The organism is Microcoleus sp. AT3-A2, assembly GCF_036705685.1.
In the GTDB taxonomy this organism is placed as follows: domain Bacteria; phylum Cyanobacteriota; class Cyanobacteriia; order Cyanobacteriales; family Microcoleaceae; genus Microcoleus.
In genome coordinates, this window is sequence record NZ_JAUBVF010000053.1 from 18127 (window position 1) to 43750 (window position 25624).

The following is a 25624-nucleotide window of genomic DNA, read 5'->3' on the forward strand; positions in this document are numbered from 1 at the left end:
TTATGGCATTTTCTTCGATCAAGCCAACATTTTTTTTAGTATTAGGTCAGTCTTTCAACCAATTCATTTTGACCCTGGGGCTGATTATTTTAGCTGTTATTTTTGGTTTAACAGCGTTTATTTTTATTCGCATTTTCGTCAACTGGTTGCAGGCGAAATTAGAAAACAACCGTCTTTTTTATAGACGCTCGTTCACAAAAGATACTGGTCATTTAACCGCTAATATTTCACAACCTCAAAAGGTTTTTTTAGAACCCAGATTCGTAGAAAGTGACGGCAATTTAACGGCTACTATTTTTGGAGGAAAAAGCGAGATTTCAGAAGCGTTTGAGCCGGATATAATCTGCGAAAATTCAGCATCAGTTGCCTATCTATACAAGCCGATCGCTCTTTGGCACGGACGCTTAATTTTGCCCTCAAACGAACAGCGCCAACCCTACGGGACAGTGTTTTTTGAAGTAATAAATTCCCCCAAAAAGTATAAAAATTTTATTGGCAAAACAGCCTTTTTGAAATGGAGTACAAATCGCGAAGTACAGTTTTTTGTCCACGCAGTCAGTCAAGATATAAACTTCACACAACAAACTAAAAATAGTAAAAAATCTGGCAATATCCATCCAGATAGATTGAACGGCTGGCGAAATGTCGGCCCTTTAGAAACTCTAGCAGGCAGCAGACTCGAAGACAGCGTGACTGTGATGCTACGCAGGCCGGTGATTGCGATTCATTATAGCAGCAGCGATCGCCATGAACTCACTATCGATCGCGAACCCGTACAAATTATCGGACGTTTCTGCGCCTTAATATCAATTTTACAGCGAAAAGAACCCGACAGCGACAAATTTATTGTCCGGCATTTCAACAAAACATCTCAACAATTTGACGGCGCCGCCGAAATTATTCGGATTCCACAAGTACAGCCAGACAAAAATGGCGTAGCGAGGTTTACCAATCACCTGATCGAACAATCCCCCTTAAATCCAGACGGCTGGTACATTTACGGCGAAAGAGACGAAGACAGTATATTTGTAGTGCAGGCAATCGAACCCCGCAAAATTGCCCAATTAACACCAGATGAAACACATTTAGGGCTGCAAAAATCTCTAGCTTATTTAAACAGTAAAAATTGGGAAAATACACCAGCCCAAAAAGGGCAAGCAAGAAGAGTATTGTTAACCCCGAATGATGCTACAGAAAACGCTTCCATCTCTCCTTGGCAAGAAGGAGATATCGGGATAGTGATTCACAGTTTCGGGGGTATCGGCGGGAAAAAAGGCGAACAGCCACCGCTGGGAATTGTCACCGGACATTTTGCTTTCGGAGTAGCAAAAGTAGTGCGCGATCGCTTTACCAGCGAACTGCGTTTTGACATAGAATACAAACAAGTTTACGCCCACAATCCCGACGGAATTGTCGCAGGTTCCAGCAAATGGCAAAGCTACATGGGAGACTTGCAGCGCGGCTGGTTGGGCGATCGCCCGGTTTGCGATATCATCTGTAAATTAGACTGCGTGTGTTGCGACTACGATTTTGACGGGATAACCTTGTCGCCTTTAACCGAATTAAACCAGCAACTAGATATCATGATGGCCCGCTACCGCAGCGGAGACGGCACCGGTGCAAGTTTAGTCACCCCAGCAACTTCTTGCGTCCAAGATTCAAGTCAGGCAATTTACGCGACAATTAAAAAAATCACTTCCGAAATAGAGTCAAATCCTCAGATTCAAGACTGGTTGAAAACACATCCGACGGACGCACAAACCCAAAGATTTCACCAGTTAGTAGCATTAGGAGAAAGTTTAGAAACAGTATTAATGCCCCTCGGTATTGTTCGTCCAGATTGGCGAAAAAATTCGAGATTAGCGGGGATTGATTCTGAACTGAAAAAAACCTTTTTTGCTGGTATAGCAACCCTGATAAAAGCTGCTATTAGTTACCGAACAATGTTGCCGAGGCGCACCCAAGATGAAATCGCCAAAGTTTTATTAAAACAGGGAGCATTTTTGTGGATAATTCGCACAAATCAAGTCGGAGGATTTGACCCAGATATTGAGCCGATCGCACCGACAGGTCTTTAAATCAGCAATCGGTTTGTAGATGATTCGGCGATTGAAATTGTTACTATAAAAACCAAGTCTGCCTCCCCAGACTAACAGATTGATATCATGTCCGGTCAATTACCCTGATTCCTGTAGGGGCGGGTTCACCAACAATATTTGCTAAAAACCGACAATCTCAAAAACCCGCCCCGGCAATTGTATTATGCGCGATCGGACATGGTATGAGGCAGCATTTAAGCGGGATTTGGTATCAGTCAACAGTCAACAGTCAACCGTTAACAGTCAACAGTTAACCGTTAACAGTCAACAATCAACCATTACCAAGGAGTGACTTGAACAGTGCCGTCTGGTGCCAAAACTACGCGGAAATCAGCCAGCGGTTCCGCAGGTGGCCTGGTGCCAACAGGCTTGTAAAGCAAGTCCGACAACGGCGTTTCGGATCGATCGACTGCTGCCGAATTTTCCGGCCTGTAACCGACAATCGCCCCGTCTTGGGCCACACTCACCCGATAAACCAACTCCGCATCAACCGGAGGCTTATCCTTCACAACTCCGTCAATTTGCTGGGAAAGTTTGCCCCTCAACAGGTCAATTTCCCCTGGATCTGTAATTGGCACGGCTGCCACCTCTGGGCTTGCCAAACCTTCAGCAACAGGACTGGGCGTGCTTTCCGGCGAAGTGCTCGACTGCGGTGTGGCCAACGGTGAAGCGTCCGACTCCGGCGCGGGGTTCGGAGTCGGCGAACTCGATTCAGCGTTCGGAGTTTGAGTCCCTGGCAGCAAACCGTCAGCCGCAGGCGTAGGATTGGGATTAGGCGAACCCGATCCGCCCGGGTTCGGCGTCCCCTGATTCTGGCCAGCAGGATTGGGCTGCGGCACCGGATCTCTCTGGCGCTGGACTTCCGGCACCGGCACCAAGAAAAACGCCATCGCAGCCAAAGCCAAACTCGACACCCCCACGACAGCAGGCAAACTCCGCTTCGCCAAAGGTTCGGCAGACTTGATGTAACGCCTGGAAATTGGGGTTAATTGCAGCGACAATTCCGGCAGTGTCTGCGTGTCGGCAAAAAACTGATCGATCGCTTCTACCAAGTCAAATAGCTGTACCGTCGTCAAATCAACTTTTGCCGACAGTTCTGTTTTTTGATCGATTGGGGTGGCGCTGCCTGTGGAGGCGGGTAGAACGGTCAATCGGTGCAAATTCCCGTCAATTCTGTGTAACTGCACCATACCCACATTCGGGCCGTAGCGATCGGGATAATGCACTCCGCTCATAAATTCTTGAGCGTAGCTGCTGACGGCCCTCACCAAGCTTTCAAAAAAGTCTCGTCCCCCGCTTAGAGGCTCGCCGAGACCGTTCACATAGCATTCAGCGCTCATTAGTATGGAAAGCACCGGCCTTATATCTAACTGGCTGGCTGCCGATCCATCGCTCAACCCTTCTAGAACCAGGGTGCAATTTGGCAGACTGTACTGACGCCTAATAGTCATCTTTTATTCAACTTCTCCATCAAACAGGCTAACCCAGAAGCGCTGCATTCCGGCTGTGCCTGTACAAAATAGCAGTTTGCTCAACAAGTTCAAAGCTAGTTCGTTGAGCTTGTCGTCGGAATCGTAAGCTGCAACTAGCGATCGCTTGGGGTTCATGCGCGATCGAAAGTGAGCTCGAAAGCGTTCTAAATACTCGGCCAGCGGCTGGTTCTGGTTAAGGGGGATATTTCTCGATCGCAACTGCTGCGAGTCTAGCAGCAACTGCCGAATTGTGGCGGTTAACTTACGCGCCATATTACAGGCGATCGCCACCAGCGCTTTTGCCTCCACAATGGTAAGGGAGCGGCGCTGGGTGTAGCGTCTCAGCGGGTTAGTATTACGCATCAGCCAAAGGGCAACCCGATTTTTGATAATTGATTCCAATTCCAGGTCCTTTGACACTGCCAGCATTTCTTCCGCACCTCCGAGATACAAGGCTTCGATCGCCAGCAACATCAAGTCAATTTGCAATCTGGCTCGGCGGGAACATCCCCCATCGGAGGGCGACAAGTCTGGCAAACTGTCTAAAATTAATGGGTTTGACTGGGTAAGCGAAGTTTCTGACGGCATTAATATCACGGCAACATCCATTCCAAACAAACTATACGGGCACGGGGGGTCTTGAGCAAGACAAATTCTCAACCAAGAACTTCTCTGGGATACTTTATTTTTATCATTTACTTTTACGTATATTTTCTAATTTAGCAGCAACCGACCGTCACAGGCGAGCTCCGGTGACCGGAGTTCGATCGCCCACTCCCCCACCCCCGCCGCCGCTTTGTGATTCCTTGCTTCGCCAAGGGTGAAGGGAAGAGTCAGAAAGCGACAAAGAATTACGCATTTCCCCTTTCTTATTTTCTCTGGGAATCAATCAATGTTCATTCTTCTGGGGTTGCACCGCCGCTTCTCTTTGAGCCGTAAAATCAGTAGCCGCCGCCTTATCAGTTAGACTAATTTTTCCCTTGAGGGTTTCTTGCTCCACAATTCCGCGCATTTTAACAGAACTGTTTTGACCGGTTGCTGTGGAGTCGCTGCAACCCGCTAAATTAGGAACCGCACCCGACAAGTTCAATCCTTGAGTTTCCCACTTACCAAATAGAGAAGGTTTCTCTTCGGCTGTTTTTTCCCTGCCCTCCCTGCTGCCCGATCGCAAATTACCGCTCAAATAAACACCCGATTGCTCGATTGTCAATACCAAAACATCAGATTTCAGACATTCGGGCAAACTTTGAGGATCGAAGCGATAATTTCCCGCAATTGCCGGGGCCGCCTTTAAATTTGTTTCCCCATAAGCAGTTACTACTTTAAACAGCAGTGCAACTGAGCCGATCGTAATGCCGTAAAATGCCAGTGATTTCAGGCTTAAATGATTCATAATCTTGGTAATTAATAATTGGGAATTGGGAATTGGGAATTGGGCATTAGGAATTGGGCATTGGCCAAAAAGGGCATTGGGCATTGGGCATTGGGCATTGGCACTAACTCACAAATAACCAATAACCAATAACTAATAACAACAGTCAACAGTCAACAGTCAACAGTCAACAGTCAACTGACTACATTTGAGGAAGTACCGATGCCAAGTGCGATCGCACTTTAACGTAGCACCGCGCAATCAGCAGCGAAGAATGACACTGCACAGCCAATTCATCAGTATACTGTCCCAAAGTTTGGCGCTCAATTCCCCACTCCCGACTCGTACCTGCAATAGTCAAATCAGCATTAGCAGAAGCCGCCACCACTGCTTGAATTGGCTCAGCAGCCTCCACAATCGGAGTTTCAATTCGCGATCGTACCTCAACCGGTAACTGCTCCATCACTCGCTGAAAATCGTAACTCAGCTCGTTTTCAGCTTCCCCGTCAACCGCCACCCGCAGCACCGTCAAACGGCGTTCCTCGCTATTAACTAACAGTCTCAGCGCCAATTCTAACCCCAAATCATCGTGAATGTTTGCCGCGTAAGGTACTAACAAGTTATTCAACCTTTCCCGGCCTCTGTCAACAAAAATTGCTACATCCACCTTAGCGTTGCTGAGAATTTGGCCGACACGTCCTCCCAAACGGTTGCTGCTAAAAGTAGGTCTGTGCCACCCTACTAAAATCAAATCCGCGCGATCTATTTCCGCAATTTGTGCCGTCTCCCTGGCTACATCATTAGTAACCCGAATGATGGGATGTACGAATTTTCTCGCCTCCGGCAGTTCCAAACTCTCAATCAATTCTGATAATTTCGAGCGACGTTCTTGAATAATGCGATCGGCTTCCGCAGGCGTACTTTCAAAGGCATAGTCATCATTTAATTCTATCAAACTCAGAGGATGAACCGCCGCCGACTGTAAATCCTCACCACCCATACCAGCAGCAGGCTGCGCCAGCGCTACCGCTAGTCGCAGTAAACCTTTCTGCGTGCTGGGATTGGCAACCGGTACTAAAATTCGATAAGTTGGCAGTAATTTATTCGCAGTTTCTTCGCTGCTGTCAGCCATTTCTAAATGTTCTAATTCTGAATCCTCAGAGTTAACTTCGGAAATATCTAATCTAATTAACCGTTTTGGATAAGTCCACTCCAACAGAGGCGAAGTCATAAAAGTTGTCACTAAAGCCATGATGACTAACATCGTAAATAGCAGCGGCGAAACTACGCCCAATGAAAGACCGATATTCAGCACAATTAGTTCAGTCAAACCGCGAGTATTCATCAGCCATCCCAGGGCTGAAGCTTCGCGGTTGCTGATGCCACAGACTCTAGCCGCAACGTAAGTCCCGACGTATTTTCCGATAATTGCCACTCCCAAAACAGCGGCGCACAGCAGCCACAATTCGGGGCTGTTGAGCAAGCCGATTTGAGTCCGCAAGCCGCTATAAGCAAAAAATATTGGCAGCAGAAATATTAGTACAAAGTCTTCGGTTTTTTCTGCTAATTCTCTGGTTAATCCCGCATTTTTCGGCATGGCAGCACCCAACAAAAATGCACCGAAAATTAAATGAATGCCGATCAATTCAGTAATTAAGGCAGAAGCTAAAACTCCCATGTAAATGCCGGAGAGCACTAACTGTGTTAATCTGCCAGTGCGGTTGTAGTGTTTGGAAAGCCGCTGCAAGAACCAGCGGACTACAGTCAGCATGAAACCGATGTAAATTAAAGACTCAATAATTGTCGGCAAAGCACCAATCATCGAATTAGTACGAGTAACTGCGATCGCCACTGCTAACAAACACCACGCCGTCACGTCGTCTACCGCAGCGCAAGTCAATGCCAGCGTCCCCAATTTGGTATTCTGCAAGTTGTGTTCTGTAATAATTCTTGCCAGCACCGGAAACGCCGTAATTGACATCGCCGCGCCCAAAAACAAAGCAAAGGCGGTAAAGGAAACGCTATTATTTGAAACGATGGGATACAGCAGCAGTGCGAGCAAGCTTCCCAGGGAAAACGGCACTAGAATGCTGACGTGGGAAGTTAAAATCGCTATATCTAAATTGCTTTTGAGGTACTTGGGATTCAGTTCCAAACCAATCAAGAACATGAAAAATATTAGCCCCACCTCAGACAACACGTTTAGGAAGGGAACGGCTTCGGCTGGAAAAAGTGCTGTTGCTAAATCTGGTGCAACTAAGCCAAATAGAGAAGGCCCAAGCATAATTCCTGCTACAATTTCTCCAATAACTTGAGGTTGTTTGATCGCTCGAAATCCTAAACCTACAAGTCTCGAAAGTGCGATAACAATTAGAACTTCAAGCAGAACGAGAATGGGTATGGGCATGGCGTTTTTAGCTTTGGGATTTTTGCGGTTCGAGAGGGCAGGGTACTAAAGCTGACTGAATTGCCGATCGAAAAAAATGGATACCAGCTCGATCGAAGTTAGAAGGCACAAGAGGCGCACTAACAACGTCATTGTCTCACAAGCGAACAAAGGCTTTCGCAACCTCCCACCAGGATTTTTTGTTTTTAAGAAGTGCTTGCAAGTAACTTTAACCGCAGCGTGCGTACCCCGCACCCAACCCGCGCCCTAAATCTCACCAGGATGTGAGAAGCCAACCTTACGGATATGAGATTGTCAGAAAAAGTAGCGCGCGCTGTGATAAACTAGAAAAGTTGTTTAAATTCGCACATCCGGGTTTTCGGGTGTTTCTAGGGCGCAAACCTTCAGAAATACGACCGGGTGGAGGATTAACCCGAATTAGGAGTTAAAAATACAATGCCAGTAGTCAGTTTGGCTCAAATGTTAGAGTCAGGGGTTCACTTCGGACACCAAACCCGTCGGTGGAACCCAAAAATGTCTCCATACATTTTTACAGAGCGCAACGGGGTTCACATCATCGACCTCGTGCAAACCGCTCAGCTTATGGAAGACGCCTACGAGTACATGAGAGTTGCCTCAGAAAAAGGCAAAAAGTTTTTGTTCGTGGGTACAAAGCGCCAAGCTGCCGGGATTGTAGCCCAAGAAGCTCAACGCTGCGGTGCTTATTACGTCAACCAGCGCTGGCTGGGGGGAATGCTCACCAACTGGACGACGATTAAGTCCCGCGTGGAGCGTCTCAAGGATTTGGAGCGCCGCGAGGAAATCGGCGCCCTGGATTTGCTGCCGAAAAAAGAAGCTTCTGTACTGCGCCGAGAAATGGCAAAACTCCAGAAATATCTGGGCGGGATTAAATCTATGCGGAAGATTCCCGACGGAGTGGTGCTGGTAGACCAACGCCGCGAGTATAATGCGGTGTTGGAATGCCAAAAGTTGGGAATTCCGATCGTCTCTCTGTTGGATACCAACTGCGACCCGGATTTGGTTGACATTGCGATTCCGGCGAATGACGATGCTATTCGATCGATCAAGCTGATTGTCGGCAAGTTAGCTGATGCCATCTACGAAGGTCGTCACGGTCAGCAGGGCGGCGACTCTGAGGAAGACTACGACTACGAAGGTGGTTACGAAGGCGCTGAATATGATGTCGAAATCGAAGAATTGGATGACCCCGATTATGTAGATCCCGACGAAGCTGCTGAGGCCGAGGGCGAAGAAACCGAGAGCTAGTATTGCCCTCGGAATCTGACACCAGGAAATTAAAAATTAAAGATTGAAAATTAAAAATAATTATTACTATTTTTAGTTGGATATTTTTAATTTTTAATTGTACATGGCAGGAGTCTAAGTCATTAGTAGAGTTCTGGCAAAAGCATTCATTGTGTCAGCGCTAGAATGAATTCGGGCGCTACACGTACCAAGCCGGTACTAATATCGACTGAATATTTCTTCACTCTGGTCTAATCATTAACATTAAAATTAATGACTAACGGCTGATGACTAATGACTGATGACTAATGACTAATAACTAATTTTGATTGGGAACTTAAAGAAGATGGCGGACATATCTGCAAAACTTGTTAAAGAACTGCGCGAAAAAACTGGCGCGGGCATGATGGACTGCAAAAAAGCCCTCGTGGAAAACGAAGGCAATATGGAAACATCCATTGAGTGGCTGCGAAAAAAAGGTCTGGCTTCAGCAGGTAAAAAAGGTGGACGAGTTGCCTCCGAAGGGCTTGTAGGCAGCTACATCCACACCGGCGGCCGCGTGGGAGTGCTGGTGGAAGTTAACTGCGAAACAGATTTTGTGGCACGTCGCGAAGAATTCCAAACTTTGGTGCGGAATATTGCGATGCAAATTGCAGCTTGCCCGAATGTGGAATACGTGAAAGTTGAAGATATCCCCGCCGAAGTTGTCGAAAGAGAAAAGGCAATTGAAATGGGCAAGGATGACTTGGGCAATAAGCCGGAAAACATCAAAGAAAAGATTGTTCTAGGGCGGATTGAGAAGCGCATGAAAGAGTTATCTTTGATGGATCAGCCTTTTATTAAAGATCAGAATATCTCGGTAGAAGAGTTGGTAAAACAAACGATCGCCCAAATTGGAGAAAATGTCCAAGTGCGCCGATTCGTGCGTTTTGTCTTGGGCGAAGGCATTGAAAAGGTAGAAGCTAACTTTGCCGATGAAGTGGCAGCCCAAATGGGTGCTCAATAATCCCAAATTAAGATTTAGAATTAAAAATTAAAAATGTAAAAATTGATTTTTTGCATTTTTAATTTTTAATTTTTATAGGACTTATGGACAGACTATATTTGTAGTGTGGGCACTGCAAACCTTACTACTACAGACAGCGTAAAGATGGAAAACTTGCATAATATCAAATCCGTTAGCATCGGAATAATAAATTAGAGTTGACGGTTCACGGTTCACGGCGTCAACAGTCAACCGTCAACAGTCAACATCATTCCGGTGTAACCGGAAATGATATAAGTCCTATTTTAATTTTATACGAGAGATATGGTGCGACCAAAAGAGAGAATAGAGCAAGATTTGGCAGGACTCGAAGAGGCTTTAGCAGCCTTGAATTTGGAGTTTCGCAGTACCTACGAAGGTTATTTAACTGCGTTGGGACAAGCGGTGCGACAGCAGTTAACTTTGGCTTGCTATCACCTTTGCACTCAAGCAGTACCGGAGTCGTTTCTCAACTTGTCCTTCGAGGGGCGACAAAAAATGCAGCAGTCTGTAAAGGCTTTGGCTGCGGCGTCGGAGGAAAAATTGCGATCGCTGGTGACTGAATCAGTAGCAGATGAAGAAATAGAGGAAGAGGAAGAGGAAGAGGAAGAAGAAGACGAAGACGACTTCGATGAAGAAGAGGAAGAAGAGGAAGACGAATCAGACGACAAGGAAGAAGACGAAAAGGAAAAAACCCCAGTTTCCGCCATTAACTATCTATTTTCATTGGCAAATTATCAATTGCCAAGTGCCAATTCCCCAGAAAGTTTGGCACGCTGGCAAAATAGTATTGAAAAGTCGATCGTCCATATACTCAAGCTGCTTTCTCGCGACACCAACCGCTTGCTGCAACAGTCGGGAATCTTGCCGAGTCAATTGCCAGAACCGGTTCTAGAAGCTGCTTCTCAAGCTGAATCCTCCGGCGATAGTGTTGCCGGCCCGCCTAACTTATTAAACTTAATCATTGAAACTGATGCCTCATCAGCATCGCGAAAATTGGCAGAAAATTTGGGTAGTAGGGCGCTGCACATTACAGCGATTAAACTGCGGCTGTCGGAAATAGAGTTTGCCGATGCGGAAACGTCGGCTTGGCGCCAGCAAATTCGTAACCTGTCTGTAAAGTTGAACTCGCTAGGCCGCGATTACCAGAAAAAGCAGCGGGAACTCGCTGTGGTGGAGGCTGAGTCGGCTTGGCGATCGAGTTGGTTTGAAGATTAGTCAGTTGTCAGTTGACAGTTGTCAGTTGTCAGTTGTCAGTTGACAGTTGACAGTTGACAGTTGTCAGTTGACAGTTGTCAGTTGTCAGTTGTGTGGAATTCTTGAGCTATGATTAATAACTAATGACTAATGACTAATGACTAATGACTAATGACTAATAACTAATGACTAATAACTAATGACTGATGACTAATAATCAACCAGAATGGCAGCGATTGCAAAAAGCTCTTTCAGTAGAAGCCGATCGCGGATTTAACGACATCCAAGGCAGTCAATACCGCTTCAGTGAGTTTCTGGGCCTGAGTTTGAGACAGTTGGCAGGTTCTGTGGCGGCTTCTTCGCGCGATCGAGCCAGACAACTAGCCGCTGAATTCGACATCTACCCTCAGAAAGATCTTGAACAGCGCCAACATTCGATCGCCATTACGGTCAGTTTTTTGAGACAAATGGAGCAAGTTTGGGAACAAGAAACTCACCACCAGCCAGAACAAGCACGACAAGTCAGACCCGCAAACGCTAACGCTTCTGAACCAACCGCCCCAGCATTTTCCGTTCCCCGAACTGCACCCCTGAGTACAACAGCCGCACCACCAAGCCTCACTCTCGACCAACAGTTAACCCGGGTCACCGGCATCGGTCCAGCCAACGGCAACCGCTTGGCAAAACTGGGTTTATACACTGTATATGACTTGCTTTACTACTATCCCCGCAACCATATCGACTATGCAAAGCAAGTACAAATTCGCGAGCTAATAGCCGGGGAAACTGTCACTTTAATCGCTGAAGTAAAGCGCTGCAATTGCTTTTCTAGTCCAAAGAATAAGAAATTAACCATATTAGAAGTAATTTTAAAAGACCGCACCGGAGAAATAAAAATTAGTCGTTTTTTTGCAGGCCCTCGCTACAGCAATCGCGGCTGGCAAGAATTCAAAAAGCGCGAGTATTGTACAGGTGCGGTACTAGCAGCTTCCGGGTTGGTGAAGCAGGGTAAATATGGAATTACTTTAGAAAATCCTGAGCTAGAAGTATTAGATGACTCCGGCGGTGCGATCGAATCAATGAAAGTCGGTCGCCTGATACCAGTTTATCCGCTGACGGAGGGGGTGGATGCTGGTTCGGTGAGGCGATCGATTTTGGCGGCAATGCCGGCGGCGAAAATGTTGCCAGAATCGCTACCAGAGGATTTGCGCGAGCGTTACGGTTTAATGGGTTTAGCCGATGCCGTGACTAATATTCACTTTCCGCTCGATCGAGATTGTTTGGCCGCCGCCCGCCGCCGCTTAGTTTTTGACGAATTTTTCTACCTGCAATTAGGACTTTTAAAGCGCCGCCAAACCCAAAGGAAAGCTCAAGCTAGTGCAGTCATCCTTCCTACTGGCAAATTGATCGAACATTTTTATGAAATCTTACCTTTTGCCTTGACTAATGCTCAGGAAAGAGTAATTAATGACATCCTCAACGATTTAGCTTCGTCGCAACCGATGAACAGATTAGTCCAAGGCGATGTCGGTGCCGGCAAAACCGTAGTCGCCGTTGTGGCAATGCTAGCAGCTATTCAATCCGGTTATCAAGCGGCTTTAATGGCGCCGACAGAAGTTTTAGCAGAACAGCACTATCGCAAATTGGTAGGTTGGTTTAACTTGATGCACTTGTCTGTCGAACTGTTAACAGGTTCCACAAAAATAGCCAAGCGCCGGGAAATTCACAACCAATTAGAAACCGGAGAATTGCCCGTTTTAGTGGGAACTCACGCGCTGATTCAAGATACCGTGAATTTCCATAAATTGGGTTTGGCGGTAATTGACGAACAGCACAGATTCGGTGTACAGCAGCGCGCTAAATTGCAGCAAAAAGGCGAGGCTCCCCACGTTTTGACGATGACGGCAACTCCCATTCCCCGGACGCTGGCGCTGACGCTGCACGGGGATTTAGATGTGAGTCAAATTGATGAACTTCCCCCCGGTAGGCAGGCGATTCAAACCACTGTACTGTCTGCCAAAGAACGCATTCAAGCTTACGATTTGATTCGGCGGGAAGTGGCGAGCGGGCGTCAAGTTTATGTGGTGCTGCCGCTGGTGGAGGAGTCGGAAAAGTTGGATGTGCGATCGGCAATTGAGGAAAAAGAGAAACTTGAAAAAAGTGTATTTCCTGAGTTTAAGGTGGGTTTGCTGCACGGGAGAATGAGCAGTGCCGACAAAGATGACGCAATTTCTAAGTTTCGGGACAAAGAAACGGATATTTTAGTATCTACTACTGTGGTCGAGGTGGGAGTAGACGTGCCGAATGCCACGGTAATGCTAATTGAAAATTCTGAGCGTTTTGGACTGTCGCAACTGCACCAGTTGCGGGGTAGAGTCGGTCGGGGCAGCAACCGTTCTTATTGTTTGTTAATGCCCGGTTCCAAAACGGCGGAAGCTATGCAGAGAATGAAGGTTTTAGAACAATCTCAAGATGGTTTTTTTATTGCAGAAATGGACATGAGATTGCGCGGGCCTGGTCAGGTTTTGGGAACTCGACAGTCGGGTTTGCCGGATTTTGCTTTGGCGAGTTTGGTGGAGGATCAGGAGGTTTTGGAGTTGGCGAGGGCGGCGGCTCAAATGGTAATTGAGAATGATGAAAGTTTGAATCAGTGGCCTGTGGTGCGGGATGAATTGGAGCGGAGATATCAACGGATGATGAGTGGGTCGATTTTGACTTAGATCGTTTTGAAGGCAGCAACGGGGTTTTTAATAAAATTTTGTAGTGGCCGGTTAAGCAAAGATATATCAAAGCTGCCAGTTTATTGCTGCACTCACGCGCCCTCTCCTCGTAGGCTGATTTATTTGCACCTACCTATTTAATGTCAGAAACCGGGTTTCTTGCCACAAAGTCGCGTAAAATATTAGGTTTTTTGTCAGGAAAACCCGCTTTATACCGTTTTGCTGACAATGGTGCAAAATATCAAGTTGAGCGAAGCGTCAAAAACACGAATTTGTTGGGTACGCCTGCCTCAACCCAACCTACTTTCTTAACCCAACCTAACTTTCACAGAAAATTTTTCCCTTGGTCTAGGGTATTTTTATGAATTGTAAGGATTCCCGTACTGATTAAACCAAAAATCCTTCGCAGGAATGACGGGAAAGTGTCAAAATTAAGATAGTTCTGCCAGAAACAGGGGAAAGGAAATCTAGCCTGTACTGGCGCCTAAGGCAACATTGATTCCTCGCTGGTTACGCTTGCAGGTGGTCGCCGACGGTTCGTCGAATTTAATCTCAACAGTAATTATGAAAGATCTCACTCGTTATCGAAATATTGGCATCTTCGCCCACGTAGATGCTGGCAAGACCACCACAACAGAAAGAATCCTGAAACTGACAGGTAAAATCCACAAAATTGGTGAAGTTCACGAAGGCGCGGCGACTACTGACTTCATGGAACAGGAGCAAGAGCGCGGTATTACGATTCAATCCGCTGCTACCACCTGCTTCTGGAACGATCATCAGCTCAACATCATTGATACTCCGGGACACGTCGATTTTACGATCGAGGTTTACCGTTCTTTGAAGGTTCTCGATGGTGGCATTGGTGTGTTCTGCGGTTCGGGTGGAGTTGAACCGCAATCTGAAACCAACTGGCGCTACGCTAACGATTCCAAAGTCGCTCGCGTTATCTACATCAACAAGCTCGATCGCACGGGTGCAGATTTTTACCGCGTTGTCAAGCAAGTTGATAAAATCCTCGCAGCTAAACCGATGGTGATGGTATTGCCGATCGGCATAGAAGAAAAGTTTTGTGGCGTAGTCGATTTGCTGACCCGCAAAGCCTGGATCTGGGATGACTCCGGCGATCCGATGAACTATGAAATTAAAGATGTCCCCGCCGATATGGTCGATGATGTCGAAACTTGGCGCGAACAGTTGATCGAACTGGCCGTCGAGCAAGACGACACTCTGATGGAACAGTATCTCGAAGGCAACGAGCCGAGCCTCGACGACCTGAAGCGCTGCATTCGCAAAGGTACTCGCGATCGGGCATTTTTCCCCACCTACTGCGGCTCATCGTTTAAAAACAAAGGCGTGCAGTTGGTTCTAGATGCCGTAGTTGACTACCTGCCAAACCCGATGGAAGTCACACCGCAGCCAGAAGTCGATCTTGATGGCGAGGAAACCGGCGAGTTTGCCGTTGTCGATCCCAATAGGCCATTGCGGGCACTTGCGTTTAAGATCATGGACGATCGCTACGGCGCTCTAACCTTCACACGCTTGTACTCCGGTACTCTGTCCAAGGGCGACACCGTACTCAACACCGCCACAGGTAAAACCGAGCGCATCAGCCGTTTGGTGGAAATGCACGCCAACTCTCGCGAAGAAATTGAATCGGCCCAAGCCGGGGACATTGTGGCGATCGTCGGCATGAAAAACGTCCGCACCGGACACACCATCTGCGACCCCAAAAATCCCGCAACCCTAGAGCCGATGGTATTCCCCGATCCCGTTATTTCGATTTCGGTCAAACCGAAACAAAAAGGCGCGGAAGAAAAAATGGGAGCAGCCCTCACCAAGATGGTGCAAGAAGACCCATCCTTCCACATGGTGACGGATCAAGAAAGCGGCGAAATGATTCTCAAGGGGATGGGCGAGTTACACCTCGACATCAAAGTAGACATTCTCAAGCGCACCCACGGCATCGAAGTAGAAGTCGGCGAACCGCAGGTAGCCTACCGCGAGTCGATTACCAAGCGCCTCGAAGACGATTACACCCACAAAAAGCAATCAGGTGGTTCCGGTCAATTCGCCAAAATCGGCTACGTGATCGAGCCTGGTGAGCCTGGAAGTGGCTTCATATTTGAGTCAAAAGTGACTGGTGGTAGTGTACCGAGAGAATATTGGCCAGCCGTCGAAAAAGGCTTTGAAAGCTGCATCGACAAAGGCGTCTTGGCTGGATTCCCTTGCCTAGACTTGAAATTCACGCTTCTAGAAGGCGGTTTCCACCCCGTTGACTCGTCAGCAATGGCTTTTGAAATTGCTGCCAAAGCGGCCTATCGTCAGTCTCTGCCGAAAGCCGGGCCTCAGTTGCTCGAACCGATTATGAATGTCGATGTATTCACTCCAGATGATTACATGGGCGACGTGATCGGCGACCTCAACCGCCGCCGGGGGATGATGAAATCTCAGGAAACAAGCCAGACAGGAGCACGGATCAAGGCCGATGTGCCGTTGAGCGAAATGTTTGGTTACATTAGCGATTTGCGTACTATGACCTCTGGGCGCGGACAGTTCTCAATGTCCTTCTCGCACTATGCTCCTTGTCCGAATAACATCGCTGAAGAAGTGATTAAGGCGGCAAAAGAGCGTCAAGCTGCGAAGTAATGTATTGACTACGACGAATTGATTTGTCGCAGTCAATCACCAAGGTTAAAAACTAGAAAAATCTAGTTTTTAACCTTGGTCAATGGAAGTATCCCAATTTTATTTTCACAGGAGTGTGAGCTGTCAAAACCCGCTAGGGATATACAACAGAGCCAACGTCCCGATCACACTCCTCACAAATGCTTTTTAGTCTTTGAAAGAGATGCTCCCTTCAAAAGTCTCTCTAAAAGAGCGATCGCCCGTCAATCAAGATAATGTTTGCTAATATACAATCAATAATTTAACACCCAGGCAGGTAGCCATGACAGCCACCCTGATCCAGAATCAAACTAGCGGAATTCTGCTGAAAAACATTAGCTGGAAAACTTACGAATCCCTGCTGAATGAGTTAACCCAACAGGGAGGAATTCGCCTGACTTACGATCGCGGAAATTTAGAAATTATGACTCCTTTAGCACCCCACGAAAAGTACAAAAAAATCTTGGGACGTTTTGTAGAAAGTGTGAGTGATGAATTGAATGTTGAAATTTGCAGTTTGGGTTCTCTAACTTGCAGGCGCGAAGATTTGGCTCGCGGTTTGGAACCGGATCAGTGCTACTATATCCAAAATGAGAATGTGGTTTGGGACAAAGAACAAATCGATCTCAATCAAGATCCGCCGCCAGATTTAGTTGTGGAAATTGACGTGACTAGCAGTTCGATCGATCGACTTTCTTTATATGCAAGTTTAGGCGTGCCGGAAGTTTGGCGCTACGACGGAAATCGTTTAATAATTTATCAGTTGGAAGCACAGGAATATACAGAAAGAGATGTGTCTCCGACTTTTCCTTTTTTGTCGCAAGTTGAGATGCTGCGCTTTTTGGAATTGAGAAGGACTACAAAAGAAAATGCTTTAATTCGCTTGTTCCGGGAGTGGGTGAGGAGTCAAATTCAGTCAGGAGAATGAACGGGCGATTCACGATCGGGATGGCTGCGTTTGATGCTCTTTTTAGCAACCGCAGATGAACGCTGACTGACGCGGATGGATGACTCGCGCGAGAGCCTCAAATTTATCCCTATTTCGCCCTTGCATATCTTAAACCGTATCGCTAATGTTCTCCTCCATCTCAATTTTGATAGAGATGTAACGTGGTCAACAAGAGCCGATCGCCCGGCCGCAAAACAGCGAGAATTAAATATTGACCCAGATACAATTTAGCAATTTTATTTCATAAAATAGCGAGGTTGACATGACTCAAATAAATCCCGATCGCACTGCTGGTACAATTGCGATCGACGTTTGCGCTCAATCAAACGGGCAGTATCTTTGTCAGATTTCGTCGTCTCTGAGCGATCGCCCCAATGATACAATGAATGTTTACGGACAAACGAAAGAACACGCGATCGCGATCGCCCTAGAAAATTTAGCCTCTCGCTACCGCCAGCAAGCCGAACAATCTCAAAATATAGATTGGGACGCGGTGGAAATTTCAGATTCTGGAGAGCCTATTGAAAAGCGTTATCACGTAATTTTGCACTACGAACGAATTGCTAAGGAAGAATCTAAGTTTGAGGCAATGCACAATACAATGATGGGAAATACAGTAGTTGAAAATGCCAAAATTTCAATAATTGAGCTCGATCCCGATATCGAAATCGAGGCCAGAGGGCTATCAAAATATTGAGCCATCGGGACTTAGGTGCAGATGGGCATCTTACCCTACGCATCAACGATCGAAACGTGAGTTGGAGGCGGCGATCGACTAGAAGCGATCGCATAATTTCAAATCCCAAAAATTTCTTTTCTATTACTCCCCCACAAAATCTGCCCTAAACTTCTCCACAACTCGATTCAACTCAACTGAATGAGAAGCTTTAAATAAAATCCGATCGCCCTTTTCGACAAATCCCAACAACCGCTTTGCTAAATCTTCTTGCCCATCCTTGGCTGTAATATCTCCTATCTCCACAAAATGCAAACCCGCCGCACCTGCAGCCATTGCCGCTGCTTCCTCAAAATCAGCAAAAATAAATAAACCATCGAGATTCAACTCTCGCGCCGCCCTTCCCACTTGTCGGTGAAAGTCTATCGCCCTGTCGCCCAATTCCTTCATCGTTCCCAACACCGCAATCCGGCGCTTTCCAGGAGTATCTGCTAACAGTCTCAGGGCCGCCAACATCGACTCCAAACCAGCATTGTAAGTCTCATCCAGAATCACAATATCATTGGGCAAATCGTAGCGGCGTGCCCGTCCATCCGGTAACTGCACAGATAAACCTTGCTTTAAAACTTCCCAATCAATACCTAAAACTTTGCCTACCGCCAAAGCTGCCAAATAATTTAGAGCATTGTGTCGTCCCGGCAGCGGCAGCGGCAATTCCATACCTTCTATAAGTATTGTATCATTGTTGAGCAATTCTCCGCAGAAATCCCCGCCTTCTAAACCGTAACTTAAAGTTTTTCCCTGCCAAACTTCGGTCGCAGTTGCGATTAATCTGTCACAATCGTGATTGAGAATAGCAATGCTATCAGCAGGCATTTCGGCTAAAAGTTCGCACTTAGCTTGGGCGATCGCATCTTCCGATCCCAAGCGTCCGATATGGGCCGTTCCTACATTAGTAATTACCGCAACAGTAGGACGAGCAATTTGCGACAGCAGCGCAATTTCTCCACTGCCGCGCATTCCCATTTCAATTACAGCATAATTGTGGGTCGGTGAAAGCTCCAACAGAGTTTTTGGTACGCCAATTTCATTGTTGTAGTTATATTGAGTTTTAAGAACATTTCCCTTCGTTGACAAAACCGTCGCAATTAACTCTTTAACTGTAGTTTTACCTACAGAACCAGTAACAGCAACTATAGGTATACTGCATTGGTCACGCCACCAACGGGCGATCGACTGGTAAGCTTTTAAAGTGTTGTCAACGCGCAACAGCGGAAAATTAGGCAATTCCTCTTGCCAATCTTGATCGACAATCGCCGCAATCGCCCCCAAATCACGGGCTTTTGCCAAAAATTGATGGCCATCAAAATTGTCTCCCCGCAGCGCCAAAAATACTTCGCCCCCCTCAAGAGTGCGCGTATCTGTGGCAATACCTGTCCCTAAAGCTGTCAAAACGCCCTTAGACATAGCAGGCAAAGGTACATTTAAAATTTCAGCAAGTTGGGCGATACTTACGCGACAAACCATAACCAGCACTCACATTTCAAATAATTATTTTCACAGTTAATTCTACCTCGCCCAACCTCAAATTTAACTAACCGCAGGCTGCGGATCAGGATTGACCTTGATCGTCCTAATACTAAATCGTCGGCCCACCAAAAAAATATCCCGTACCCACCCACAATCTTTACCAATACTTTACAAAGTCGATGGTATTTAAGGCCTTGCTAATTACCAACAATTCATGCCATGCTGGTGTTGGTAAATAGTTTAACTAAGCAAAAAATATCGATCGGCTTAAGCTGCTGACAGCTTCTACCCCTAAGCTTCATCCGGCCAGAAGCTCGGTTGACTTAATTGTTGCGCTTCATGGGCCAATTCATCAAGCTAATAGCGCGGAAAGCTACTGCCCCAGCCTCGGAGGGTTAATCCACAGTGAACGACTACAACAGACAAAGTTACGAAGAAGAACAGCTACTTTACCAGCACTGGCTGGAGTTGGTACAACGAGAGCAGCCGGCCGAACTCATCAGCCGCTTTCGCACTTTGTTTATCCAGGGTACCGGATATCCCGATCGATCCGTCGCCGACGCACTCGAAAAAATAGCAGCCTCAGAACACGCCCAACAAGAATTCAAGTACATCCTCAACCGCTGCTGCCACATCCTGATCAACCGCTGGCAAACTTACCCCAGCAAACAAGCAGCCATCCCTGAATTGATCGCTTTGTTTGAAGAAGCGCCCAAAATATTATTTGGATACAATCGATCGCGGGGGCGAGCCTCCATCCCCCAATTAGCAAATCAATTTACCGAAAGCGAACAGTACCTCACCCTCCAACGTTTAGCCAAAGTCATAACTCACAACAATGAAGATAGCAGCAACAGCAAAACCCCTGCTACCCTTGCCCTCGGAACCTTAATTCCCCGCTACCCTTACCTCTACAAACACTGCCTCCTCAGCGACGACAGCACCTACGAACAGCAGAAAATCATTAAAAAAATCCAAGCTCAAAAGCAGCAGCAATTTGAGGTCAACCTCTCGCAATACGTGGCTCACCAAGTGAGAAAAGCCCAAACAGCGCGCCGGGAAACCTCAATTTCATTCAAAAGAATTATACAACCGATAAAAAACCCGACACTGTTGACCGACCCGGAACTGTTCTTTGCCCTCAAGCACTTTGTCGGAAAAGTAGAGGGAGCCGATACCTACAAAGAGCTAGCGGGCCGATTCACGGCAAACGCCAGCACAACTGGGTCCTACCGATCCTTTAAAGACGACTTGTACGAATACCTGATTTCTTCTGTCACCGACGATCGGTACGGCAAACGTCTCTTTAACGAAAAATTGTATAAGCAACTACAAAATACCCTGCCCCACAGCGATGATCAGAAGTTTAATGAATTTTTAATGATCAGAACTTGCAGCCAGTTATTGAACTTTTTAGTAGTAGAGAGTCCTGTGCGGCCCAACCACTTTGTCTTCATCGACCTGATCTCAAACCTCGGGCCGACCCAAACCACAGGTTTGCTGCTGAAAATCGTACTAATTTGCGGCAAAGTCAAACCCTACCTAGAAAAGCGACTGGCAATTTTGTTCGGTCACTACGAATGCAGTACCCGAGAAGGCGTGGTGTGGTTAGTCAAAGCCCTGGAAAACGTAAACCTAGCTTTGAGTACCAACTTTGGCAAGGTGGATGTATCTTTCCTGCGGTGAGAGGGGGCGGCATAACTTTCTCTGCTTCCACAGCAGGCAAAACATCATACCGATCAACCAGGTTTCTGAATACCCTAAAAGTTTTACCTTTAATTAGAACTACTTAATTAACTCCTGAAACCTACTCAAAAAACTCTAATTCTATGTTAAAGTACCAAGTGTGAATCAGATTCAGTTGCAGGCTTTGTTCATTGCTACAGAATTGTCTAAAAACTTGCCCTTCTGTATCGGCAGGGGACTCTCCGAAACTGAAATCTTCGCACTGTCTAAATTTTGGAGTTATTCCTCATGTCGATATACGTCGGTAACTTATCCTACCAAGTTACCCAAGAAGACATCACCACCGTCTTCGCCGAATACGGAACCGTTAAGCGAGTACATCTACCTACCGACAGAGAAACCAGTCGCCCCCGCGGCTTCGGTTTTGTAGAAATGTCCACAGATGCAGAAGAAGATGCAGCCATTAGTGCTCTCGACGGAGCAGAGTGGATGGGTCGCGACCTCAAAGTTAACAAAGCTAAGCCCCGCGAAGATGAAGGCGGCCGGGGTGGCGGCAACCGGGGCGGCGGTGGCCCTGGAAAATTTGCTCGCGGAGGCGGCGGCGGCGGAGGACGTTATTAATTTCCTCTGATAAAGATTTGAGATTGGAGAGTTGAAATTGGCGCGAGAGCTCACCTAGCTCCGAACCACTTCCGGCCGTTCCGAAAAACCTATGCTCTTCAAATTTCCATATCTACCGGATTAAATATACCAAAAAGCCAAGGGCCTAACCCTTGGCTTTTTGGTATGAGAGTTGACGGTATGAGTCTGAAACCGGCTACGCGAATCCGTTGCAGTACCGTCAAGTTCTAATCGTCAGGTTCAATGCTGCTGCTCAATCCGTGATTATTGAGCGTTTCAGCATAAAACTCAGCGTGTTCGAGAGCGCAAACAATCACCAATCCCATCCCGTTAGTATGGGCTTCCATCATCACATTTACCGCCTGTGGCTGAGTCAGACTCGGTACCGTCGCCATCAAAGTCTGCACCACGTACTCCATAGGATTGAAATCATCATTGTGCAGCAGAACGCGGTAGCGCGGTGCAAGCTTGCGGACTGTGGAAGGCTTTTGAATAATTTCGACAGACACTAATCTATACCTCCTGACTTGTAAAATGTTAAAATTTGTCAACAATCTTGAGCCGGATTCCTCCGCTGTGCAAGACTATCTCACTTTCAGCTATTTTATTGAAATCTGAAAATTCAGACAAGGCAGCCCCTTGGTCGATCGCGAGCTGCGAACCCAACACCAAACCCACAGGGGGTGTCCTGGGATCTCCGCAACCATCTTCCTAGCGCCATAATATTAGAAAGGCGCGATCGGTTAAAAATAACAAACTACTACCTGTTGAGTCTCCAGAACTGAGGGAACCTTATATGAAACGCAAACCTAAATCCTACAACGACAGATTCAGCGGCGACCCATCCCGAGGAGATGAAGACTCCGACTACTCCGGCTCAATGGGCGGACAGTCGCGGCGTCAACCTCAGTCCGGCAAACCCTCTTTCCTCAATTCCGCCACCCTAGGGATTTTAACAGCCGTCTTTATTCTGGGAATTGGGATTGGCATTGCCTTTAGCTCCACAGCTACAATTAGCCCAGAGAACGTAGCCTCCCGCGAATTTATCGATCGCAGCGCCCCGAACCCAGAACTTTGCGTGCAGTTTGGAGCAAGCGCGATGGTGACAGATATGCGCCTCTACGTCACCCTCAACCCATTCAACGTCTACATCTCGCAGCCGAGTATGCGCCCCGGATGCGTCCTGCGAACCAATAACTGGGCAATTCTGGAACAAAGAAAACTCATCAGCCAAGACCAAGTGCGCGATTGCAAAAATCGCATGAACACCTTTGGGTTCACCGGCCCCCTAGAAGCTCAACCCGAAATTAACTGTATCTACCAAAACGACGGCGCTAAAAACCTGTTCCTCAACCAACCGGGTTCGATAGCTCCAACCAGTGAAGGTCAAAATTTCTAAATCGCCGATATAGCGGTTTTCAGTTGAGTCAATTACAGATATGCGGTAGGACTTAGGCAAAGCCTAAGTCCTTACTTTATTTCATACAATGGAAAACTGCTCTCAGAAAATATTGAACTAAGAGGTTCGAGGGAAGAAAAAAGTTTTCCTTCTTCCCTCTTCCTTCTTCCCTCTTCCTTCTTCCCTCTTCCTTCTTCCCTCTTCCTTCTTCCCTCTTCCTTCTTCCTTCTTCCTTCTTCCCTCTTCCCTCTTCCTTCTTCCCTCTTCCTTCTTCCTTCTTCCTTCTTCCTTCAAAAACCGAACTGGGGTAAATCTTCGGTTAACTGAACTTGGAAAATTTGGCCGGGTTGAATCGTAGCAGGTTGAGGAGCAGTGACGTAAGTTGTAGCAGCACCAGCGGCTGCTCCAGCCAACAAACCGACACCGGAAAAGCCACTCAGCAAGAACACAGCTAAGCCACCAATACCAGTATTTCGCAACAAACTGCGCTCGGAAGGCTGAACCCGCCGGCCTTCCACGGGTTCTGAGCGAGCCACCAGAGGGATATTGCGGCCGTTGAGACTAATAGCTTCGACCACAAATCTAGTGCCGAGGTTTGTCGTTTCAAATCGCCCGATGACCGGCGTATTAGCAGGTACGATCGTATTACCGCGACTGTCGATAATTCCCCCTTGCAGCAGCAGCACTTCCTCTCGGCTGGGCTTCGCTTGTAGGCGCAAAGCCCGATCGCCCGGGTATAGCAAACTGAGTTCAGTGCCTGCCGGCAACAAGACATTCGCCCCAGCCGCAGCCTGCAAAGGAGCATTCGATCGTCCGCGAGGAAGCGGTTCACCAAAGGTAAGCGTCCGCTGTTGGGGTGCAGCCGCCGCCGTTATTTGAGGCTCTAGGTGGGGTAGAGCAGCAGCTTGTACCCCACGGCGTTCGTCAAGGCGAACATTGACTAAAGGCACTCTTAGCGGTCGGATTTGGTCATTTGGAGTTGGTGGCTGCGAATAATTTGTAGCTGGATTCAGCGAATTAGGAGGCTCAGCTCGATCGATCTCTGTGGCAGCAGTTGAGTTGGAATCAGTCGGCGGCTGGTTTTGCGGTACTTGTCTTGCAGACTGGGGTTGAGTTTCGGAAGTTTCCACAATAGGAGTCGGTTCGATCGAAGGACGCAACACCCAGCGATTTTCTACCCCGCTTCTTTGGAATTGAACTTTCCCCGCGCTGAAACCGACTCCAGGAGCCAAATTGACCAGAATTCTCGCTGTTCCCGGTTGAAGTTGACTCACTCCCACAGAACGCACTGTGCCTTCTGGGTATAGCTGAGTTGCATCTACTCCGATCTCAGTATTGGGCAAATCCACAGCAATCTGAGACGGGTTGAGTAGAGAATAGGTGGGGGTTGTTCCCTCTGGGAGAGTAATTTCTAGCTGATTTGTCGCCGGATCGAATTTCCAACTTGTGACTGTAGAAGCATTTGCTCGTTCCAGTGTTGCGGGCACTGCTGCAACTGCGGCGACGACTGCTAGACTCAGACTCAGTGACTCGATCGCAAACAATCCCGCTGGTAGAGAATTAACAGTCAATTTTTTTAAGTCTGCCCAAAATTTTCGTGGTAATTTTTTGTATGGCATGGCTGCTGGGTGAAATTTTTGATTTGAAATAGATTATGGATGGGAAAATTTTGCGTTCGGATGACGCTGAAAGTTTAGCATTATTGCGATATGAAAAATTTAACTAAATGGAAATTATTGCGATCGCGCTTCGTTCTTAACAACAAGTGGTGTCAGGTTAGACAAGATGAAATAGAATTGCCAAGCGGACAAATTATAGACGACTTTTTTGTTAATGTCCGACCCAATATCGCCCTCGTATTTGCCACGACCGAGCAGCAAGAACTTGTATTAGTGCGCCAATACAGGCACGGAGCAGGCGAAATTTTGCTGGAACTGCCTGCGGGATCTTTCAACCCTACTGAAGAGAGCGGCAAATCGGCAGCCGCCAGAGAACTTGCCGAAGAAACGGGATATGTTGCTGAAGAAATTTGGGAACTAGCAACCTTATATGATAACCCCGTAAAAGACACCAATTCTATCTACCTATACTTTGCTAAAAATGTCAAGCTTGCCCGCCAAATACAATTGGATATTACAGAAGATATTGAAGTAGTTTTAGTCCCACTTACCGAAGTTTTGTTAAAAATAAAAAACCGAGAAATTTGTGTAGCCGGAAGCATCGCAGCTATTTTTATAGGATTAGAATTTTTGAATAAACAGCGGTAAGGTGCTGTGTGAATGGAACCCTACACGCTGTTTTTTGTGAGGCTTGTCTTAAGGAGCCAGAGTGAGAAAATCGAGAGAAGTAATAGTATTATCAGCCCCAAAAACCTGAGCCAAAACCTCCCCAGTCGCCGCAACTTGTAGCAGCGTGCCATTCACCGTCGGGTTAATTTGCAAAGCCTCAAAACTCAAACCACCAGCCAGAACAAACTGATCAGCTCCTACGGAAAAATTGAGAACTGTATCAATACCGCTATTAGCGCTTAACACAAAGTGATCATTCCCAGTGCCCCCAA

Annotated in this window: 21 protein-coding genes and 1 pseudogene; 12 read left to right on the plus strand and 10 right to left on the minus strand. The window is 47.0% G+C overall.

All coding sequences use genetic code 11. The annotated features are described in order from the left end of the window. The first annotated feature begins 2 nt into the window (after nt 1-2). Nucleotides 3-2078 (plus strand): abortive infection protein, encoded by a 2076-nt coding sequence (locus QUB37_RS22980; protein ID WP_333166521.1) that lies wholly within the window; start codon nt 3-5, stop codon nt 2076-2078. A 299-nt stretch (nt 2079-2377) separates the two neighbouring features. Here QUB37_RS22980 and QUB37_RS22985 read toward each other — a convergent pair whose 3' ends face one another. From QUB37_RS22985 to QUB37_RS23005, 5 genes are all read right to left on the minus strand, one after another. Continuing rightward, nucleotides 2378-3550, minus strand: a complete 1173-nt coding sequence (locus tag QUB37_RS22985) for a DUF4335 domain-containing protein (protein ID WP_333166524.1) — start codon at nt 3548-3550, stop codon at nt 2378-2380. 3 nt (nt 3551-3553) lie between these two features. After that, nucleotides 3554-4159, minus strand: a complete 606-nt coding sequence (locus QUB37_RS22990) for a DUF3038 domain-containing protein (protein WP_333166525.1) — start codon at nt 4157-4159, stop codon at nt 3554-3556. 148 nt (nt 4160-4307) lie between these two features. After that, nucleotides 4308-4430, minus strand: a complete 123-nt coding sequence (locus QUB37_RS22995) for a hypothetical protein (RefSeq protein ID WP_333166527.1) — start codon at nt 4428-4430, stop codon at nt 4308-4310. A 30-nt stretch (nt 4431-4460) separates the two neighbouring features. After that, complete coding sequence (locus tag QUB37_RS23000; RefSeq protein ID WP_333166530.1) at nt 4461-5048, minus strand: hypothetical protein; 588 nt, start codon at nt 5046-5048, stop codon at nt 4461-4463. 97 nt (nt 5049-5145) lie between these two features. After that, the gene (locus tag QUB37_RS23005) at nt 5146-7350 is read right to left on the minus strand and encodes a cation:proton antiporter domain-containing protein (protein ID WP_333166533.1); all 2205 of its coding nucleotides are present in this window, start codon (nt 7348-7350) and stop codon (nt 5146-5148) included. Nucleotides 7351-7785: 435 nt separating this feature from the next. Here QUB37_RS23005 and rpsB point away from each other — a divergent pair, with 435 nt between their 5' ends. From rpsB to QUB37_RS23040, 7 genes are all read left to right on the plus strand, one after another. After that, nucleotides 7786-8616, plus strand: coding sequence for a 30S ribosomal protein S2 (rpsB, locus tag QUB37_RS23010; protein ID WP_333166536.1), 831 nt, complete (start codon nt 7786-7788; stop codon nt 8614-8616). 325 nt (nt 8617-8941) lie between these two features. Further along, nucleotides 8942-9601 (plus strand): translation elongation factor Ts, encoded by a 660-nt coding sequence (gene tsf, locus QUB37_RS23015; protein WP_333166539.1) that lies wholly within the window; start codon nt 8942-8944, stop codon nt 9599-9601. 303 nt (nt 9602-9904) lie between these two features. Continuing rightward, a complete protein-coding gene (locus QUB37_RS23020) occupies nt 9905-10837 on the plus strand; it encodes a hypothetical protein (protein WP_333166541.1) in 933 nt (310 codons plus the stop codon). A gap of 185 nt (nt 10838-11022) precedes the next feature. Next, the gene (gene recG / locus QUB37_RS23025; protein WP_333166543.1) at nt 11023-13536 is read left to right on the plus strand and encodes an ATP-dependent DNA helicase RecG; all 2514 of its coding nucleotides are present in this window, start codon (nt 11023-11025) and stop codon (nt 13534-13536) included. Between the two features lie 564 nt (nt 13537-14100). Then, nucleotides 14101-16185, plus strand: a complete 2085-nt coding sequence (gene fusA / locus QUB37_RS23030; protein WP_333166545.1) for an elongation factor G — start codon at nt 14101-14103, stop codon at nt 16183-16185. Between the two features lie 301 nt (nt 16186-16486). Continuing rightward, complete coding sequence (locus tag QUB37_RS23035; protein ID WP_333166547.1) at nt 16487-17131, plus strand: Uma2 family endonuclease; 645 nt, start codon at nt 16487-16489, stop codon at nt 17129-17131. A 283-nt stretch (nt 17132-17414) separates the two neighbouring features. Continuing rightward, entirely contained in the window at nt 17415-17849 is a 435-nt protein-coding gene (locus tag QUB37_RS23040) for a hypothetical protein (protein ID WP_333166549.1), read from the plus strand. 123 nt (nt 17850-17972) lie between these two features. On the opposite strand, the gene QUB37_RS23045 is transcribed toward QUB37_RS23040, so the two are convergent. After that, nucleotides 17973-19355, minus strand: a complete 1383-nt coding sequence (locus tag QUB37_RS23045; RefSeq protein ID WP_333166551.1) for a UDP-N-acetylmuramoyl-tripeptide--D-alanyl-D-alanine ligase — start codon at nt 19353-19355, stop codon at nt 17973-17975. A 408-nt stretch (nt 19356-19763) separates the two neighbouring features. On the opposite strand from QUB37_RS23045, the gene QUB37_RS23050 reads away from it, so the two are divergent. After that, nucleotides 19764-21044 (plus strand): hypothetical protein, encoded by a 1281-nt coding sequence (locus QUB37_RS23050; RefSeq protein ID WP_333166553.1) that lies wholly within the window; start codon nt 19764-19766, stop codon nt 21042-21044. 288 nt (nt 21045-21332) lie between these two features. Then, nucleotides 21333-21665 (plus strand): RNA recognition motif domain-containing protein, encoded by a 333-nt coding sequence (locus QUB37_RS23055; protein ID WP_006635107.1) that lies wholly within the window; start codon nt 21333-21335, stop codon nt 21663-21665. 227 nt (nt 21666-21892) lie between these two features. Here the strand turns inward: QUB37_RS23055 and clpS are convergent, their stop codons facing one another. Next, a complete protein-coding gene (gene clpS, locus QUB37_RS23060) occupies nt 21893-22174 on the minus strand; it encodes an ATP-dependent Clp protease adapter ClpS (RefSeq protein ID WP_015178019.1) in 282 nt (93 codons plus the stop codon). A gap of 287 nt (nt 22175-22461) precedes the next feature. Between clpS and QUB37_RS23065 the strand changes: the two genes are divergently transcribed. After that, nucleotides 22462-23064, plus strand: coding sequence for a DUF3172 domain-containing protein (locus QUB37_RS23065; RefSeq protein ID WP_333166556.1), 603 nt, complete (start codon nt 22462-22464; stop codon nt 23062-23064). Nucleotides 23065-23181: 117 nt separating this feature from the next. Here QUB37_RS23065 and QUB37_RS23070 read toward each other — a convergent pair whose 3' ends face one another. Then, nucleotides 23182-23358, minus strand: a complete 177-nt coding sequence (locus QUB37_RS23070; RefSeq protein ID WP_333166558.1) for a hypothetical protein — start codon at nt 23356-23358, stop codon at nt 23182-23184. Next, entirely contained in the window at nt 23355-24683 is a 1329-nt protein-coding gene (locus QUB37_RS23075; RefSeq protein WP_333166560.1) for an AMIN domain-containing protein, read from the minus strand. Before QUB37_RS23075 ends, QUB37_RS23070 begins: the two co-directional genes overlap by 4 nt. Before the next feature lie 90 nt (nt 24684-24773). Between QUB37_RS23075 and QUB37_RS23080 the strand changes: the two genes are divergently transcribed. Beyond that, nucleotides 24774-25331, plus strand: a complete 558-nt coding sequence (locus QUB37_RS23080; protein WP_333166563.1) for an NUDIX hydrolase — start codon at nt 24774-24776, stop codon at nt 25329-25331. Nucleotides 25332-25379: 48 nt separating this feature from the next. Here the strand turns inward: QUB37_RS23080 and QUB37_RS23085 are convergent. After that, nucleotides 25380-25624 (minus strand): annotated as a pseudogene (locus QUB37_RS23085) (calcium-binding protein); the annotation flags it as partial.

What these genes read in the sequence shown, in the direction of transcription:
- QUB37_RS22980 (WP_333166521.1), top strand. Translation starts at nt 3, where the DNA reads ATGGCATTTTCTTCGATCAAGCCAACATTTTTTTTAGTATTAGGTCAG.
- QUB37_RS22985 (WP_333166524.1), bottom strand. Translation starts at nt 3,550, where the DNA reads ATGACTATTAGGCGTCAGTACAGTCTGCCAAATTGCACCCTGGTTCTA.
- QUB37_RS22990 (WP_333166525.1), bottom strand. Translation starts at nt 4,159, where the DNA reads ATGCCGTCAGAAACTTCGCTTACCCAGTCAAACCCATTAATTTTAGAC.
- QUB37_RS22995 (WP_333166527.1), bottom strand. Translation starts at nt 4,430, where the DNA reads ATGCGTAATTCTTTGTCGCTTTCTGACTCTTCCCTTCACCCTTGGCGA.
- QUB37_RS23000 (WP_333166530.1), bottom strand. Translation starts at nt 5,048, where the DNA reads ATGCCCAATGCCCTTTTTGGCCAATGCCCAATTCCTAATGCCCAATTC.
- QUB37_RS23005 (WP_333166533.1), bottom strand. Translation starts at nt 7,350, where the DNA reads ATGCCCATACCCATTCTCGTTCTGCTTGAAGTTCTAATTGTTATCGCA.
- rpsB (WP_333166536.1), top strand. Translation starts at nt 7,786, where the DNA reads ATGCCAGTAGTCAGTTTGGCTCAAATGTTAGAGTCAGGGGTTCACTTC.
- tsf (WP_333166539.1), top strand. Translation starts at nt 8,942, where the DNA reads ATGGCGGACATATCTGCAAAACTTGTTAAAGAACTGCGCGAAAAAACT.
- QUB37_RS23020 (WP_333166541.1), top strand. Translation starts at nt 9,905, where the DNA reads ATGGTGCGACCAAAAGAGAGAATAGAGCAAGATTTGGCAGGACTCGAA.
- recG (WP_333166543.1), top strand. Translation starts at nt 11,023, where the DNA reads ATGACTAATAATCAACCAGAATGGCAGCGATTGCAAAAAGCTCTTTCA.
- fusA (WP_333166545.1), top strand. Translation starts at nt 14,101, where the DNA reads ATGAAAGATCTCACTCGTTATCGAAATATTGGCATCTTCGCCCACGTA.
- QUB37_RS23035 (WP_333166547.1), top strand. Translation starts at nt 16,487, where the DNA reads ATGACAGCCACCCTGATCCAGAATCAAACTAGCGGAATTCTGCTGAAA.
- QUB37_RS23040 (WP_333166549.1), top strand. Translation starts at nt 17,415, where the DNA reads ATGACTCAAATAAATCCCGATCGCACTGCTGGTACAATTGCGATCGAC.
- QUB37_RS23045 (WP_333166551.1), bottom strand. Translation starts at nt 19,355, where the DNA reads ATGGTTTGTCGCGTAAGTATCGCCCAACTTGCTGAAATTTTAAATGTA.
- QUB37_RS23055 (WP_006635107.1), top strand. Translation starts at nt 21,333, where the DNA reads ATGTCGATATACGTCGGTAACTTATCCTACCAAGTTACCCAAGAAGAC.
- QUB37_RS23065 (WP_333166556.1), top strand. Translation starts at nt 22,462, where the DNA reads ATGAAACGCAAACCTAAATCCTACAACGACAGATTCAGCGGCGACCCA.
- QUB37_RS23075 (WP_333166560.1), bottom strand. Translation starts at nt 24,683, where the DNA reads ATGCCATACAAAAAATTACCACGAAAATTTTGGGCAGACTTAAAAAAA.
- QUB37_RS23080 (WP_333166563.1), top strand. Translation starts at nt 24,774, where the DNA reads ATGAAAAATTTAACTAAATGGAAATTATTGCGATCGCGCTTCGTTCTT.